This is a genomic window from Streptomyces sp. SCL15-4 (assembly GCF_033366695.1).
In the GTDB taxonomy this organism is placed as follows: domain Bacteria; phylum Actinomycetota; class Actinomycetes; order Streptomycetales; family Streptomycetaceae; genus Streptomyces.
The window spans coordinates 5896040-5910798 of record NZ_JAOBTQ010000001.1 but is presented as its reverse complement, the minus strand read 5'-3'; the positions used below and the strand labels follow the sequence as shown (position 1 = coordinate 5910798).

Sequence of the window (14759 nt, the reverse complement as noted above, 5' to 3'; positions counted from 1 at the left end):
CGCGGGCAGCCGGTGCCCGGAGCGGGGTGGGACCGTCATCCTGTCAGGAGGTTCTTTTCCAAGGCGACGACGACCGCTCGGGTGCGGTCGCTGACGTCGAGTTTGGCGAAGACCCGTAGCAGGTGGGTCTTCACCGTGGCCTCGCCGATGACCAGGCGGCGGCCGATCTCGGCGTTGGACAGACCGTCGGCGACCGCGCGCAGCACGTCGCGTTCGCGGGCGGTGAGGGAGACGGGTTCGGGACGGCGCATGCGGGCCACGAGGCGTTCGGCGACCTTGGGCGCGAGGACCGTCTCGCCGCGTGCCGCCGAGCGGATGGCGTCGGCGAGTTGCCGGCGGGTGGTGTCCTTGAGCAGGTAGCCGACGGCGCCGGCCTCCACGGCCCGTTCGATCTCGGCGTCCGTGTCGTAGGTGGTGAGGATCAGCACCCGGGTCGGCACCGGCAGGGCGACGATCTCGGTGGTGGCGGCCACTCCGTCGAGCACCGGCATACGCAGGTCGAGGAGGGCCACGTCGGGAGTGAGCCGCCGGACCAGGTCGACACCCTCGCGGCCGTCACCCGCCTCGCCGACGATCTCGATGGTGGGCTCGCCGGCCAGCAGGGCCACGACACCGGCGCGCATCACGGTGTGGTCGTCGACCACGACGACACGGATCCGGTCGCCGGCGGAGTCGGTGACGGTGTCGGTGTCGGTCATCTGGTTCCTTCGGGGTCGGCGCGGCCGGGTGTGGGCAGGGTGGCGAGGATGCGGGTGCCGTCGCCGAGGGAGCTGGTGACGGTGAGTTCGCCGTCGAGTTCGGCGAGCCGCCGGCGCATGCCGTCGAGACCGAAACCGCGCGACTCCGCGACGACGAACCCGTTGCCGTCGTCGGTGATCTCCAGTTCGACGCCGCCGGGGACCTCGCCGAGGACGACGCCGACGGTGGAGGCGCCGGAGTGTTTGCGCACGTTGGCGAGGGATTCCTGGGTGCAGCGCAGCAGGGCGACACGGGTGCGCTGGTCCAGGTCGATGTCGGGCAGTTCGGCGGTGACGGTGAGGCCGGTGTCCTGCGCGAAGCGGTCCAGGGTGCGGCGCAGGGTGGTGGCGACCGAGCCGGGTGCCACGCCGCTGACCGGTACGGAGCCGACGAGCACCCGGGCCTCGGTGAGGTTCTCGCGCGCGGTCTGCTCGATGGAGGCGAGCTGGTGTGCGCTGCGGTCGGGATCGGCGGTGAGGGCGGCGCGGGCGGCTTCGGCGAGTACGACGATGGAGGCGAAGCCCTGGGCCAGCGTGTCGTGGATCTCCCGGGCCATCCGCTCGCGCTCCTCGGCGGCGCCCTGCCGCTGGTGGGCGAGGGCCAGTTCCTCCTGGGTGAGGACGAGTTCGGCGGTGAGTCGCTCCTGCCGCTCGTTGCTCTGGCCGACGAAGCGGTGGAGCCACAGGGCGAGGCCGGACCCGACGGCGTAGGCGACGACGGTGGCCACCGTGTTGCCGGTGCGGAAGGACGGGCTCCAGCCCTGGCCGAGGGTGCCGCCGAACACGGTGAGCGCGGCGGCCAGGCCGCTGAAGGCGACCGCGTCACGAGGAGTGCGGGTGTAGAACCAGAACTGCGGCAGGGACACGACGTAGAAGGCGGCCCCGCCGTCGAGGAGGTAGGAGGTCGCGCCCAGGACGAGGGCGAGGACGCCGAGGTGGACGCGGCGGTTCAGGAACCGGCCCGGCGGCCGGAAGAGGGTGACGGTGTGGCACACCGCGATCAGGGCGAGCAGGCCGAACATCCAGTACTGCCGGGCCGGCGACCGGTCGAGGACGCCGCCGGCCGTCGGCAGCAGGCCGAACAGGATCCAGCCCGCCGTGTTCCACAGGAGGACGCGGTCCGGGATGAGCCGGTCGCTCGGCTGCTGCTGCCAAGGGGTCACGCCGACTCACCTCATCCGTAAGGGTGTTCGGAATCCTAGCGGCGGTGGCGGTCAGCTCACCGTCTCCAGGGGACGGGGGGCGGGTCCGGCGGCGGCGCGGGTGCGGCGCGGACCGTGCGCGGGCCACCAGTTGGCCTCGCCGAGCAGGAGCATCAGGGACGGCAGCACCAGCATGCGGATGACGAAGGCGTCCAGGAGGACGGCGACGGCGAGGCTGAACCCGATCTGCTTCATCTCGATCAGGTGCAGGGCGGCGAAGCTGGCGAAGACGGTGACCATGACGACGGCGGCGCTGGTGACCACGCCGGCCGAGCTGCCGATGCCCTCGATGACGGCCCTGCGGGTCGGGACTCCGCGCAGGGCGGCCTCCCGGACGCGGCTGATCACGAAGACCTGGTAGTCCATGGACAGGCCGAACAGGATCACGAAGAGGAACAGCGGGACGCGCGAGCCGATCGATCCGGTGGAGGTGAAGTCGACCAGCTGCTCGGCCCAGGTGTGCTGGAAGACCAGGACCAGGATGCCGAGCGAGGCGCCGGCGGACAGCAGGTTGAGGACGACGCCGACCAGCGCGAGGACGACGGAGCGGAACGCCCAGACGGTCATGGCGAAGGTGACCAGGAGGAGGGCTCCGATGATGAGCGGCAGCTTCTGTTCCTGGTGGGCCGGATAGTCGGCGTAGCGGGCGACGTCGCCGGTCACGGCGGTCTCGGCGCCCTTGACCGCGCCGACGGTCTCGGGGACGTAGCGCTCGCGGAGGTCCTTGAGCGAGGTCTGCGCCTGGTTGGTGCTGACGTAGTGCGGAACCTGGAGCTGGAGCATGCTGATCCGCCGGTCGGGCGAGGTGGTCAGGGTGGACGTGCCGCTCAGGCGCGGGTCGTCCTCGACGTCGGCGGCGAGTTGGCGCAGGGCCGCGGTGACCTCGGCGGAGCGGTCGGCGCCGGCGCGGACGACGACCTGGTGCATGGACTTCAGCTCGGGGAAGGCCGCGTTGAGCCGGTCGTAGACCCGCATGGCGGCGATGGAACGGGAGTGTGTCTCGCGGCCCATGTCGGTGAGCTTCAGGCCGAGGACCGGGGCGGCCAAGGCGAGCAGCGCGAGGACCGCGACCAGGAGGGTGGCGGCGGGGCGGCGGGCGACGGGCCGCAGCACGGCGGCGGTGAGCCGCCCGGGCCCGGCCCGGTACGTCCTCGGCTTCTTCGGCGCGAGCCCGCGCTCGGCCCGGCGCTCGGCGCGCATGCCCATCTTGGCGAGCAGCGCGGGCAGCACCGTCAGGGAGCTGACGACGGCGACGAGGGTGACGACGATGGCGCCGGTGGCGATGGAGGAGAAGATGACGTCGTCGGCGAGGTAGAGGGTGGCGCTGGAGACGGCGACGGCGAGCCCGGAGAGGACGACGGCGCGGCCGGAGGTGGCGGCGGCGATCTCGACCACGGCCCGCGGGCTCAGCCGGCCGCCGCCGCGGGCCCGTTCCTCCCGCTCCCGCTTGAGGTAGAAGAGGGTGTAGTCGACGCCGACGGCGAGGCCGATCAGCAGGATGACGTTGGTGCCGACGCCCGCGTCCGGGAAGACGTGCGAGGCCGCCATCGACAGTCCTACGGCCGCCACGATCGAGGACAGGGCGAGCAGCAGCGGTACGAGGGCCATGGCGAGGGAGCTGAAGACCAGCAGCAGGGTGACGAGGGTGACCGGCAGGGCGATGACCTCGGTGCGCGAGAGGTCGTCGCCGCGCAGCTTCTCGACGCCCTTGCTGATGGAGGGCGACCCGGTCTCCTCTATGCGCAGCCCCGGGTGGGCCTTCCGTACGGCGGCGGTCTGCGCGAGCAGCGGCTCGACGTGCTTCTTGCCCTCCAGCTCGGGGCCGTTGAGGGTGACCGTGACCCGTACGGCGCTGTACCGCGCGTTGTGCACCGGTCCGGCGACGGAGCGGACCTCGGGGAGCCTGCTCATCAGGGCGGTGATGTCGGCGGCGGCCGCGTCGGCGGCACGCCGGTCGAGCCGTCCGGTGCCGGGCCCGGCGGTGATCAGGACGTGCTCGACGGGCCGCTGCTGGAGCCCGCCCTCGGCGGCGATCGCCTCGCCGCGGCCGGCCTCGCCGATACGGAAGTCCTCGGAGGTCGCCGCGTTGGTGCCGACGGAGATGCCGATGCCGAGGCACAGCACGACGAACGCCAGCCAGCCGGCGATGCCCCGCCAGGGGTGGGCGGCACTCCAGCCGGCCATGCGCACAGGAAGATTCTTCATGCCGTCCATGCTCTTGGCGGGAGCTACGGCACCGACAGCGGCGACCGGTTGAACCTGGTGTCCACCACCTGGTGGACACCGGTACGGCGGAAGGCGCGGGACCGGCCGACCTGGTCGGTGTCCCGCCGGTACGCCCCGAGGCCGGCGAGGCCGGGCATGGACGACGAACCGCTCGCCGAGTGGGCCGAGCGCCGGGACGCGAGGATCGGGCAGCTTCGCGCCGTACCCCTCGTGACCGGCGACGGCCCGCGGGCATCGCATCTGAATCCCGAGGCACCCCGCGCGATCCAGCGGTGGAACGGACACCTGTGGGAGCCGCACGGCTTCGCGGCGAATCTCGCGGAGGCGCGCCGCCTCCTGTTCCCGAGGCCCGAGGCCGCCCCGGCCCCGGAGGCAGCGCCGAGACTCGGCCCGGGAACCGGCAGACATCGGAAGCCCGAGACGCCGCGCCAACCCCGAGAACGGTTTCCGGCCCCGCGAGTCGCGGCTCCCACGATGGCCGCTTACGAAGACCTAGGCGGCAGACGAGTCGGGCTGTACCCCGAGGAGAGTCGCCGCAGTGCTATGACCTGCACAAACGTGCGTTCAGGCCGGCAGGTTCCAGGAGCGGCCGTCGGGTGCTCCGAGCCACACCCGTTGGGTGCCGTCCGGGTCCACAGTCAGGCCGAGGTCGGAGTGTGGGGGTGAGCCCGCGTCCTGCCAGCCAGTGAGAGCGTCTTCCACCTGATCCCAGAGGCGGAGAGGGCCGTGCTGGTGCACCGTCCAGCCGCCTCCGGCCGGTTCGGTCCACGCCTGCGACCCGGTGGCGACGTCCACGAGGATCACCCCCGTGCTGGTGGTCATCAGTTCGGCGGACGGTGCGGCGAGCTGAGCGAGGAACTGCCCGGTCCAGTTCTCCAGGAGTGCCGGGTTCACGCGGGTGGCGCGGGTGCGGCCGGGATGCTGGTGGAAGGTGGGTCGGGGCGGGCGTTCGTGGGGGCGGGCGAGCATGTAGCTGATCTGGTCGGTGTGGAAGCGGCCGATGGCGGTGCCGTCGTCCTGGACGGTGAGACGGACGAGTCCGGACGCGAGCATCCATCCGCTGATGGTGGTGGTAATGGTTCCACCGGCGCGTACTTGGTACAGCCAGGCCGGCGGGATGTGGCGGACGGCGCAGGTGGCCACGATGTGGTCGTATTCGGCGCCGTTCTTGTGTCCGGCGAGGCCGTCGCCGGTGATCAGGGTGGGGCGATACCCGGCGGCGTGGATGTGGTCGGCCGCCGCGGCGGCCAAGCCCGGGTCGTACTCGATGGAGTACACGTTCTTGTCGCCAAGGCGGCTACACAGGATTGCGGTGGAATAGCCGGTGCCAGTGCCGATCTCCAGCACCTTGTGACCCTCGCTGATGCCCGCGATGTCGAGCATGCGCACGATCAGGGAGGGCAGCGTGCTGGACGAGGTAGGGCGGCCGGTGACGGGTCCGGTGGCGTCTACAGCGCTGGTGCCGTCGACTTGGGTGACCCAGGTGGTGTCTTGGTAGACGATCCCCAGCCACTTTCCGGGATCGGTCTGGTCGCGGTGCACGGGGGTCCACCGGCGGCCGTCGAACTGGAACAGGCCGTTGCCGAGGAAGAGTTCGCGGGGCACCGTTTCGAGGGCTGTGCGCCAAGCCGGGTCGTTCACAGGGACGGCGGCGGCGAGTCGGCGGCGCAGGTCCGCGGGGTCGGTCATGCGAGGACTCCGTGCTGTAGGCGGTCGGCGATGGCGTGCGTGAGGGGAGCGGTGATGTGGTCGGGGAACCAAGCCCATTGACCGTTGGGGTTGCACTCATACCAGTGCCAGACGCCCTCACGGTCCAGACCGAAGTCGAAGGCGCCGAAGATGAGTCCGAAGGCATCGAGGTAGGCGCGCACGCCTTTGCCGATGGCTGGAGGGACGGGCACGGGGGTGTAGGTGAGCCGGTCGTAATGGCGGCGCCAGTCCACGCCGGGTGAGCCGTCGATGCGGACGGCGGTGAGGTGGTCGCCGACGGCGGTGAGGCGGATGTCGGCGGACTTGCGGACGCGCTGCTGAAACAGGTGCGCAGTGAGGCGTAGGTGGTTGTCGATCTGGCCTGGGGTGACGTCCTCGATCCACACGGTCAGCGCGCGGCCGGTGTCGTCCGTGTACTCGGTTTCCCTGAGCGGCTTGTAGATGACCGGCCCGTGTTCAGCGGCGAAGGCGCGGGCGCGGTCGGAAACGTTGGTGATGAGCGTGGGTGGCACGGTAAAACCGCAGGCGGCAGCCGTGGTCAGTTGCGCCGGCTTGTACTCGGCATCCCTGTTGCGCCATGGGTGGTTCAGGTAGTGCGCGCCGGGGAGAGTGGCGAGGATGCCACCAAGCCCGTAGCGGGCTTCTCCGACGGCCCATCGGCCGGTCTGCTCGTCCATGGCAAGGTCGGCGGTGTAGGGGGTGGGCCGCCGCCAGTACACCGAGCGGACGTTCCCGAGGTCGACGCTCCGGGATGCGGTGGCGAGAGTGCCACCGGTCCCGGTGCTGTCGAAGGTTCCGGACACGGCCACCTCGCGGGGGAAGTCGCCGGGGTCCAGGCGGACCACTGGCACGCGACGCCGGTTCAGTTCAGTGATCACTTCATCAGCCGTCGCGTCGTCCAGGCGCGTGACAACGAGGACGGGCGGCCCACCCACAGCCATCAGTCGGTGTCCCCGTTCTGGTCGCTCCCCTGGTCCGGAGTGCCGTCCAGGCTGGTCTTCGTGCTCGTCTCCTGCGACGTCTCCGACCGCTTGTGCCTGGCCTCCACCGTCAGCGGTGCGCCGTCGTTGCCGACCCACGCGGGGACCTGCGTGTGCGGGTCGAGGACGGGCCGGGCGGCGGGGAGAACGGCCGCAGCCGGGTACGGCCGCATGCGTCCGAGTCCCCAGGGCTTGACCTGATCCAGTGACGTGAATGGCTGCTGCATGAGTCTCCTCTTCTCTCAGGTGATCCGACAATGGCGGCCGCCGCCCGCGGCTTCCGGACGGCGAGCGGGGCTCGGCCGGGGGTGGTCGGGCCACCCTTCCCAGGGATTGGGCGGGCGGCCGTTGCGTCCAGCCCGAGCCCGCCGGCTGGACTCACTCGCTCGTTGGTCATGGTCGTCGTCACGCCTTGGTCTGGGTGGCTGGAGGGAAGCCCCGCCCGTGTGCCTCGGGGAGAAGCCTGCTGGCGGGGCGGCGCCGAGGTGCCTTCACGGGTGCGGCTCCCGGCAGCTGACAGTCAGTCAACACGTGGGCACGGGGATGGGGAGACTCCAGAAGGTGACTCCACCGCGGAGTCCTCTCAGCGGCGTCGGCCTTAGCATCGGTTCCATTCGCTACCCGGGGGAGTTGCAGATGGACCGTCTGTCACCGGACCCGCGGGAGGTCGCCGCCGGTTTGCTCGGGGATGAACGGCTGCGCCATGCGTGCGCCGAGCGGGACATGGGGGCGGTGTTCCGGATGCTCAATGCGCGCGGTGTCAGTACGCGGCGCATCGCTGCCGCCGTCGACATCACGCAGGGGCGGCTGTACGACTACATGAACGGCAAAAGCCGGGTGGAGAAGCTGACCCTGTTCGAGCAGATCGCCGACGCCTTCCACATCCCCGGCCATCTGCTGGGGCTGGCTCGACGCTCGTGGGAGCCCGCGCCGACGACCGCCGAGCACGAGCGCACGGACCGGCCGCCGCCGGACGGTGACGACCTGGTGGCGATGGATCATTTCCGCAGCGCTGACCGCCAGACCGGCGGCGGCAGGTTGTACGGGGCTGTCATCCGGCACCTGTCGGACCGGGTGGCGCCCCGGCTGGTCGACATCGGCAGCGGTCCGCAGGTATTCGCCGCCGCAGCCGCGCTGACCGAGATGGCGGGTTGGATGGCTCACGACTCCGGTCATGATGACCGCGCGGCCCAGCACTTCGCCCGCGCTCTCGCACTGGCCCACACCTCTGGTGACCTCCCGTTGGCCGCGCACGTTGCTGCGAGCAGCAGCCACCTTGCCCTTGAGACCGGGGATGCGGCCGGGGCTGTCGGCTGGGCGCGGACCGGGCTCGAGCTGGCCGCGCAGGGGCCTCGGATTCCCGCGCTGACAGCGCGGCTGCACACCATGCGGGCGCGTGCGCTGGCGGTCGCGTCTCAGCGCACCCCGGCCGCCCACGCGCTGGAGGCCGCGCACCGCGGCCTGGAGGCTTCGCCCACTGCCGACCACCCGTGGCTGAGCCCGTTCGACACCGCCGCGCTGGCCGGCGAGTCGGCTCTGATCCTGCGTGATCTGGAGAAGTACGACGAGGCGCTGTCGCACGCCGAACAAGCTGTTGCGCTGCGCGAGGCGGGGCGGGCGCGGTCCCTGGCTCTCAGCCGGATCAGCCTGGTGGACATCCACGTGCGCCGGGGTGACCTGGACTCCGCTGTGAGCGTCGGCCACGACCTACTCAGTACGAGCCCGACTCTCGGTTCGGTCCGAGTGGTGCAGCAGCTTGACGGGCTACGCCGGCTGCTGGAGCCGCACCGGGGGTACCGGCCGGTCCGGGAGCACCTGGCGCGGTTCGATGATGCACACCGCGCCAGAATGCTCCTGCTGGCCGATCTGATCCCGCCATCCCCGGGAGGCACCACCGCATGAAGCCCACAGCACCCGATCCCGCCGACACCGACGCGTGGAATGCGTACCTCGCGGAGGGCAACGCCAAGCAGGCCCGCAAGCGCGTGGCGGCCGACGTGCTGCTGCGGGAGCCGTACGGCCGTGTGCTTCTGGTGAAACCCACGTACAAACCGGGATGGGATCTGCCCGGCGGGATGGCGGAGGCCAACGAGCCGCCGGAGGACACCGCCCGCCGTGAGCTGATGGAGGAACTCGGCGTGCGCGTCACGCTGCTCGGGCTGCTGGTGGTGGACTGGGTGGCCCCACACGGTCCCTGGGATGATCAGCTCGCGTTCATCTTCGACGGCGGCACCCTGAACCAGGACCAGGCCGACCGACTACGGCCACGAGACGACGAGCTGTCCGAAGCCGCCTTCGTCACGATCACCGAAGCCGCCGACCGCCTCCGGGACCGCACCCGGCGCCGGTTCGAGCACGCCCTGAAGGCACTGGACGCGGGACGGCCGCTGTACCTTCGCGACGGCACGCCCCTCATATGACAATGCGTGTCGCCCGGCTCCGGCGTCCGAGGCATGGCTGCTTCCACGGCCACGTCACGGCCACGCAATCCGGTACGAACCGGTGTGGACCGGGGCCGAGCGACGTCCGTCAACACGCGGAAAAGGACGCCTGTCCAGTGTGTTCGCCGGCCAGAAGACCTAGGCGGCAGACGAGTCGGGCTGTACGCCGGGTTCTGTTCCCCGGTTGCCTCGCGGCGGCCGGGGCGACGGCCATCCATCTAGGGCCGGCGTTGCCGCCGGCCTCGTGCGGTCTACCCGCGGACTCGGGCGGGCAGCCCTCGATCGTCCGCGCAGGGACACCGGAGTGTCCCCTCTTGACCTTGCTCCGGGTGGGGTTTACCTAGCTGCCCAGGTCACCCTGGGCACTGGTGGTCTCTTACACCACCGTTTCACCCTTACCCGGCGCCTGAGCGCCGGGCGGTCTGCTTTCTGTGGCACTGTCCCGCGGGTCACCCCGGGTGGCCGTTAGCCATCACCCTGCCCTGTGGAGCCCGGACGTTCCTCGGGAAGCCCCTTGAAGGGACTCCACGCGGCCGTCCGCCCGGCTCGTCTGCCGTGAGAACCATGGTACCGGGCGGCTGCCCCCGCGCGGACCGGCCCTACGTCCCCAGCGCCCCGATCCCCCGCCGCCACGCCGTCTCCAGGTCGGCGTCGGGCGGGAAGCGGCCGTGGATCTCCAGGACGACCATGCCGTGGGCGAAGGCCCAGAAGGCGCGGGCCAGGTCCATGTCGCCGGCGCAGACGCGCAGCAGGGGCCGGGCGGCGCGGTCCTCCAGGCCGGCAGGCAGCTCGGCGCGCGGCAGGGGCCGTTCGGTGGCCAGGCAGTACAGGTGGGGGTGGGCGAGGGCGTAGCTCCGGTAGGCCATGGCGAGCGCCTCCAGCGAGCCGGGGGCACGGGCCTCGGCGGCCTGGAGGGTCTGCGCGGTCTCGGCCAGCAGCTGTGCCACCAGCTCGACCTCCACGGCGTGCTTGTCGGGGAAGTGCTTGTAGAGGGAGGGCGCCTTGATGCCGAGGCGGTCGGCGAGGGTGCGCATGGTCAGGTGCGCGGGTCCGGACTCCTCCAGGAGGTCCCGGGCCGCCGCCACGATCTCCCGTGCCCGCGGGGTGAGCCGGTCAGCCACGCTGGAAGCCCTCCTTGGTGCGCAGTCCGTAGCCGAGGACGCGATCGTAGGAGATGTGGGCGAGCCAGCCGCACGGCGCGGCGAAGGCGGCCGGCCAGTGCGGCGGGAGCGCGGCGCAGGCGACGGCGAGCGTGAGCGGGACCAGGGCGCGGTGCATGGCGTTGTAGTACGGCACCGCGCGGGGCGGCAGCTGCCCCTTGGCCATGCGGGGTGCCTCGTCGAGCGCCACCAGGAAGGTCAGGTCCGGCAGCACGAGGAAGGTCAGCGCGAGGGCCACGGCCGGCCAGCCGTGGTGCACGCCCTCCACGACCGCGAGGACCGACCAGAACAGGGCGGACACCAGCCAGGCCCCGCGGCGCAGGGCCGGACGCGGGAAGTGCCGCGTCACGGTGGTCGTGCCGGTTGTGGCGGTCATGACTGCCTCCGGGTCGGGAGCTTGGCGCGCCAGGGTCGGCCCAGAACGTATGGCTAACACCGTTAGCCGTCAAGCCCTGGCACGGTGGCCCGTATCCCGCGAGGCGTACGCGCCGGCCGACATGGAGCCTCGCGCGTGGTTCCCGACGGACTGCTGACGGTGCGTCAACCAAGACTCCGCAACACGGCGTTGCGGGCGCTTCGTGCCCGGCCGGACGGAGGCGGTCCGCCGTATGCCGGAGATCGTCTTGGGGGTGGAGCAACGACGACGGTGTACCGGCGCAGGCCGGTGAGCGTGGTCCGGCTGTACGCCGACGACCCGGGCGCCCTGGTCCAGGCCCTCGCGGCGCGCTGAACCCCGCGGACCGGGCCACCCGCGGGACCGCCGTACCCTGGCGCGGAGGTCTACGTGAGGAGTACGTGTTGCTGGTCCTGCTGCCGCCTTCGGAAGGCAAGGCGAACGCGGTCGAGGGCGCCCCGCTGGAGCTGGGCTCGCTGTCCCTGCCGGGACTGACCGCCGCCCGGGAGGCCGTGCTCGGCGAGCTGGTCGAGCTGTGCTCGGGCGACCCGGACAAGGCGCGCGAGGTGCTCGGGCTCAGCGAGGGGCTGCGCGGCGAGGTCGCGAAGAACGCCGGGCTGCGCACGGCCGGCGCCCGCCCCGCCGGGGAGATCTACACCGGTGTCCTCTACGACGCCCTCGGCCTGGCCACGCTGGACGCCGGCGCCCGGCGGCGCGCCGCGGACTCGCTGCTGGTGTTCTCCGGACTGTGGGGCGCGGTGCGGGTGACGGACCGGATCCCCTCCTACCGCTGCTCGATGGGCGTGAAGCTGCCGGACCTGGGCGCGCTGGCCGGACACTGGCGGACGCCGATGGCCGAGGTGCTGCCGGCGGCGGCCGGCGAGGGGCTGGTGCTGGACCTGCGCTCCTCGGCCTACGCGACCGCCTGGAAGCCGAAGGGCGAGGCGGCCGGGCGCACGGCGACGGTACGAGTGCTGCACGCGCCCACCCGGAAGGTCGTCAGCCACTTCAACAAGGCGACGAAGGGCCGGATCGTGCGCGGCCTGCTGACGTCCGGCGCCGCGCCGGAGAACCCCGCCGAGCTGGTGGAGGCGCTGCGGGAGCTGGGCTACACCGTGGAGGCCGAGGCTCCCGGCAAGGCGGGCAGGGCGTGGGCGCTGGACGTGCTGGTGGACGAGATCCACTGACGGCTCGTTGCACTATGCGCAACGCTCATTGCGGGTGGTGCAGCCGCTGGGCACGATGAGGGCATGACCTCGCCGCTGCCCTCCGCCGCCGACCCCTCCGTCCTGGATCTCGCGCCCGTCCTGCCCGTGGTGGTGCTCGCCGACGCCGCCGACGCCGTACCGCTGGCGCGGGCGCTGGTGGCCGGCGGGCTGCCCGCGATCGAGGTCACGCTCAGGACCCCGGCGGCGCTGGAGGCGATCCGCGCCATCGCCGGCGAGGTACCGGAGGCGGTGGTCGGCGCGGGCACGGTGGTCACACCGGAGCAGGTGGACGCGGTGACGGCGGCCGGGGCGCGGTTCCTGGTCAGCCCCGGCTGGACGGAGGCACTGCTGACGGCGATGCGCGCGTCCGGGGTGCCGTTCCTGCCCGGGGTGTCGACCGCCTCGGAGGTGGTCGCGCTGCTGGAGCGCGGGGTGCGGGAGATGAAGTTCTTCCCGGCGCAGGCGGCGGGCGGTACGGCGTATCTGCGCTCGCTGGCCGGACCGTTGCCGCAGGCCCGGTTCTGCCCGACCGGCGGTATCGGGCCGGCGACCGCGCCGGAGTACCTGTCCCTGCCCAACGTCGGCTGTGTCGGCGGCAGCTGGATGGTCCCGGCGGACGCGGTGGCCGACCGCGACTGGGGCCGGATCGAGGAGCTGGCGCGGGCCGCGGCCGGGCTCAGGGACGCAGGTGGGACGTGTCGTTGAACAGCCGTACGCTCGCGTTGCCGTCCGCGTAGTACGCCACCGCCGACAGGGACGCCGCCGACAGCTCCATCCGGAACAGCGACTCGGGCGGAGCGCCGAGGGCGAGGCGGATCAGGGTCTTGATCGGGGTGACGTGGGTGACCAGCAGGACCGTGCGGCCCGGGTACGCGGCGACCAGCTTGTCCCGGGTGGCGGCCAGCCGTACGGCGGTCTCGGCGAAGCTCTCGCCGCCGCCGGTGGGATGCGCCTGCGGGTCGGCGAGCCAGGCGTTCAGGTCGTCCGGGTAGCGCTCGCGGACCTCGCCGAAGGTCAGGCCCTCCCAGGCGCCGAAGTCCGTCTCGCGCAGGCCGTCCTCGACCGTGACGTCCAGGTTCAGGCGGGCGGCGACGATCGCGGCGGTCTCCCGGGTACGGGCGAGGGGCGAGGCCACGACGTCCTGGATGGTGCCGCGCCTGGCCAGGGCCTCGGCGACGCGGTGCGCCTGCTCGCGGCCGGCGGCGGAGAGCGAGGGGTCGGTGCCGCCGCTGCCGGAGAAGCGTTTCTGGGGGGTGAGCGGGGTCTCGCCGTGGCGGAGCAGCACGAGGGTGGCGGGCGCGCCGAGGTCGGGGGCGGCGCTCCAGCCGGGGGCGGAGGAGTGCGCCTGGCCGGAGGGCGGGCGGTCCTCCTCGCCGGGAAGTGCAGCTGCCTCGTCGGGAAGTGCCGCCGCTGTCTCGTCGGGAAGTGCAGCTGTCTCGTCGGGAGGTGACGCGGTCTCGTCGGCTGTCGGTGCCGTCGCCGCCAGGTCGGCGCGGGACTGCGACGGCGACCACTGCTCGCCCTTCGCTCCCGCGTCCATCGCCTCGTTGGCCAGGCGGTCCGCCTGCTTGTTCCGGTCGCGGGGGATCCACTCGTACGTGACCTGGTCCGGCGGGAAGACGGAGCGTGCCTGGCCGGCCAGCGGCTTCATGTCGGGATGTTTGATCTTCCAACGGCCCGACATCTGCTCGACGACGAGCTTGGAGTCCATGCGGACGTGCACCCTCGCGGTGGGATCGAGGGCGTGCGCGGCGCGCAGTCCGGCCAGGAGGCCGCGGTACTCGGCGACGTTGTTCGTGACGACGCCGAGGAACTCCGCCGCCTCCGTCAGCGTCTCCCCCGTCGCCGCGTCGCGCACCACGGCCCCGTACCCCGCGGGCCCCGGGTTGCCCCGCGACCCGCCGTCGGCCTCGACGATGAACTCCCGCACGCCGGCTCCCCCAGGATTCCTCAGATGCCCGACTCCGCCGTGCGCACCAGGATGCGCCGGCAGTTCTCGCAGCGGACCACGGTGTCCGGCGCGGCCGAGCGGATCTCGTTCAGCTCGGTGATGGCCAGCTCCTGCCGGCAGCCCTGGCAGGACCGGGCGTACAGCTTGGCCGCGCCGATGCCGCCCTGCTGCGCGCGCAGCTTGTCGTACAGCTTCAGCAGGTCCGCCGGGACGGACGCGGCGACGACCTCGCGCTCCTTCGTCACGGAGGCGACCTCGCCGTCGATCTCCTCGAACGCCGCGTTCCGGCGCCCGGTGGCGTCGTCGATCTTCGCCTGCACCGAGCCGACCCGCTCCGTCAGCTCGCTCACCCGCTCCTGCGCGGACTCGCGGCGCTCCATGACCTCGAGGACCACGTCCTCCAGGTCGCCCTGCCGCTTGGCGAGGGAGGCGATCTCGTGCTGGAGGTTGGACAGGTCCTTCGGCGAGGTGACCGCTCCGGAGTCCAGGCGCTGCTGGTCGCGGGCGGCGCGCTGGCGCACCTGGTCGACGTCCTGCTCGGCCTTGGTCTGCTCGCGGGCGCAGTCGCTCTCCTCGGTCTGCGCGGCCACGAGCAGGTCGCGCAGCTGCGTGAGGTCCTTCGTCAGCGAATCGATCTCGGCGTGCTCGGGCAGCGACTTCCGCTTGTGCGCGAGCTGCTGGAGACGGACGTCGAGGTCCTGGACGTCGAGGAGTCGGATCTGGTCGGCGGGCGCGGCGTTCAGTTGGGGG

16 protein-coding genes and 1 other RNA gene are annotated in these 14759 nt (G+C 72.2%); 5 read left to right on the top strand and 12 right to left on the bottom strand.

Annotation, left to right across the window (positions count from 1 at the left end; genetic code table 11):
- Window positions 1-35: 35 nt before the first annotated feature.
- From SCK26_RS26480 to SCK26_RS26465, 4 genes are read right to left on the bottom strand one after another with little or no spacing between them, the layout of a single operon-like run.
- Complete coding sequence (locus SCK26_RS26480; protein ID WP_318203829.1) at window positions 36-698, bottom strand: response regulator transcription factor; 663 nt, start codon at window positions 696-698, stop codon at window positions 36-38.
- Window positions 695-1900, bottom strand: coding sequence for a sensor histidine kinase (locus SCK26_RS26475; RefSeq protein ID WP_318203828.1), 1206 nt, complete (start codon window positions 1898-1900; stop codon window positions 695-697). Before SCK26_RS26475 ends, SCK26_RS26480 begins: the two co-directional genes overlap by 4 nt.
- A 51-nt stretch (window positions 1901-1951) precedes the next feature.
- Entirely contained in the window at window positions 1952-4144 is a 2193-nt protein-coding gene (locus SCK26_RS26470; protein ID WP_318203827.1) for an MMPL family transporter, read from the bottom strand.
- A gap of 23 nt (window positions 4145-4167) precedes the next feature.
- Window positions 4168-4302: a hypothetical protein gene (locus tag SCK26_RS26465; RefSeq protein WP_318203826.1), complete on the bottom strand. Its 135-nt coding sequence runs from the start codon at window positions 4300-4302 to the stop codon at window positions 4168-4170.
- On the opposite strand from SCK26_RS26465, the gene SCK26_RS38020 reads away from it, so the two are divergent.
- Complete coding sequence (locus SCK26_RS38020; protein ID WP_412080785.1) at window positions 4301-4831, top strand: DUF6087 family protein; 531 nt, start codon at window positions 4301-4303, stop codon at window positions 4829-4831. The two genes, SCK26_RS26465 and SCK26_RS38020, sit on opposite strands and share 2 nt — an antisense overlap.
- On the opposite strand, the gene tgmC is transcribed toward SCK26_RS38020, so the two are convergent.
- The 3 genes from tgmC to tgmA are packed head-to-tail and all read right to left on the bottom strand — an operon-like array spanning window position 4730 to window position 7082.
- On the bottom strand, window positions 4730-5854 hold the full coding sequence (gene tgmC, locus SCK26_RS26455) for an ATP-grasp peptide maturase system methyltransferase (RefSeq protein ID WP_318203825.1): 1125 nt from the start codon (window positions 5852-5854) through the stop codon (window positions 4730-4732). The two genes, SCK26_RS38020 and tgmC, sit on opposite strands and share 102 nt — an antisense overlap.
- On the bottom strand, window positions 5851-6816 hold the full coding sequence (gene tgmB / locus SCK26_RS26450) for an ATP-grasp ribosomal peptide maturase (protein ID WP_318203824.1): 966 nt from the start codon (window positions 6814-6816) through the stop codon (window positions 5851-5853). Before tgmB ends, tgmC begins: the two co-directional genes overlap by 4 nt.
- A complete protein-coding gene (gene tgmA, locus SCK26_RS26445; protein ID WP_318203823.1) occupies window positions 6816-7082 on the bottom strand; it encodes a putative ATP-grasp-modified RiPP in 267 nt (88 codons plus the stop codon). Before tgmA ends, tgmB begins: the two co-directional genes overlap by 1 nt.
- Window positions 7083-7491: 409 nt before the next feature.
- Between tgmA and SCK26_RS26440 the strand changes: the two genes are divergently transcribed.
- Window positions 7492-8757 carry a tetratricopeptide repeat protein gene (locus tag SCK26_RS26440; protein ID WP_318203822.1) on the top strand — a complete coding sequence of 422 codons (1266 nt, stop codon included), beginning with the start codon at window positions 7492-7494 and terminating at the stop codon, window positions 8755-8757.
- Window positions 8754-9275, top strand: a complete 522-nt coding sequence (locus SCK26_RS26435) for an NUDIX hydrolase (protein ID WP_318203821.1) — start codon at window positions 8754-8756, stop codon at window positions 9273-9275. Before SCK26_RS26440 ends, SCK26_RS26435 begins: the two co-directional genes overlap by 4 nt.
- 167 nt (window positions 9276-9442) lie before the next feature.
- On the opposite strand, the gene rnpB is transcribed toward SCK26_RS26435, so the two are convergent.
- From rnpB to SCK26_RS26420, 3 genes are all read right to left on the bottom strand, one after another.
- Window positions 9443-9845: RNase P RNA component class A (rnpB, locus tag SCK26_RS26430), an RNA gene on the bottom strand.
- A 50-nt stretch (window positions 9846-9895) separates the two neighbouring features.
- Entirely contained in the window at window positions 9896-10417 is a 522-nt protein-coding gene (locus SCK26_RS26425; protein WP_318203820.1) for a TetR/AcrR family transcriptional regulator, read from the bottom strand.
- On the bottom strand, window positions 10410-10832 hold the full coding sequence (locus SCK26_RS26420) for a DUF4260 family protein (RefSeq protein ID WP_318203819.1): 423 nt from the start codon (window positions 10830-10832) through the stop codon (window positions 10410-10412). The genes SCK26_RS26425 and SCK26_RS26420 overlap by 8 nt, the downstream gene beginning before the upstream one ends.
- A gap of 422 nt (window positions 10833-11254) precedes the next feature.
- On the opposite strand from SCK26_RS26420, the gene yaaA reads away from it, so the two are divergent.
- Both yaaA and SCK26_RS26410 read left to right on the top strand, forming a co-directional pair.
- Entirely contained in the window at window positions 11255-12037 is a 783-nt protein-coding gene (gene yaaA / locus SCK26_RS26415) for a peroxide stress protein YaaA (RefSeq protein ID WP_318206097.1), read from the top strand.
- 63 nt (window positions 12038-12100) lie between these two features.
- Window positions 12101-12763, top strand: coding sequence for a bifunctional 4-hydroxy-2-oxoglutarate aldolase/2-dehydro-3-deoxy-phosphogluconate aldolase (locus tag SCK26_RS26410; protein WP_318203818.1), 663 nt, complete (start codon window positions 12101-12103; stop codon window positions 12761-12763).
- On the opposite strand, the gene SCK26_RS26405 is transcribed toward SCK26_RS26410, so the two are convergent.
- Entirely contained in the window at window positions 12735-13988 is a 1254-nt protein-coding gene (locus SCK26_RS26405) for a bifunctional RNase H/acid phosphatase (protein WP_318203817.1), read from the bottom strand. The genes SCK26_RS26410 and SCK26_RS26405 overlap by 29 nt on opposite strands.
- Before the next feature lie 20 nt (window positions 13989-14008).
- Window positions 14009-14752 (bottom strand): zinc ribbon domain-containing protein, encoded by a 744-nt coding sequence (locus tag SCK26_RS26400; RefSeq protein ID WP_318206096.1) that lies wholly within the window; start codon window positions 14750-14752, stop codon window positions 14009-14011.
- Window positions 14753-14759 lie beyond the last annotated feature (7 nt).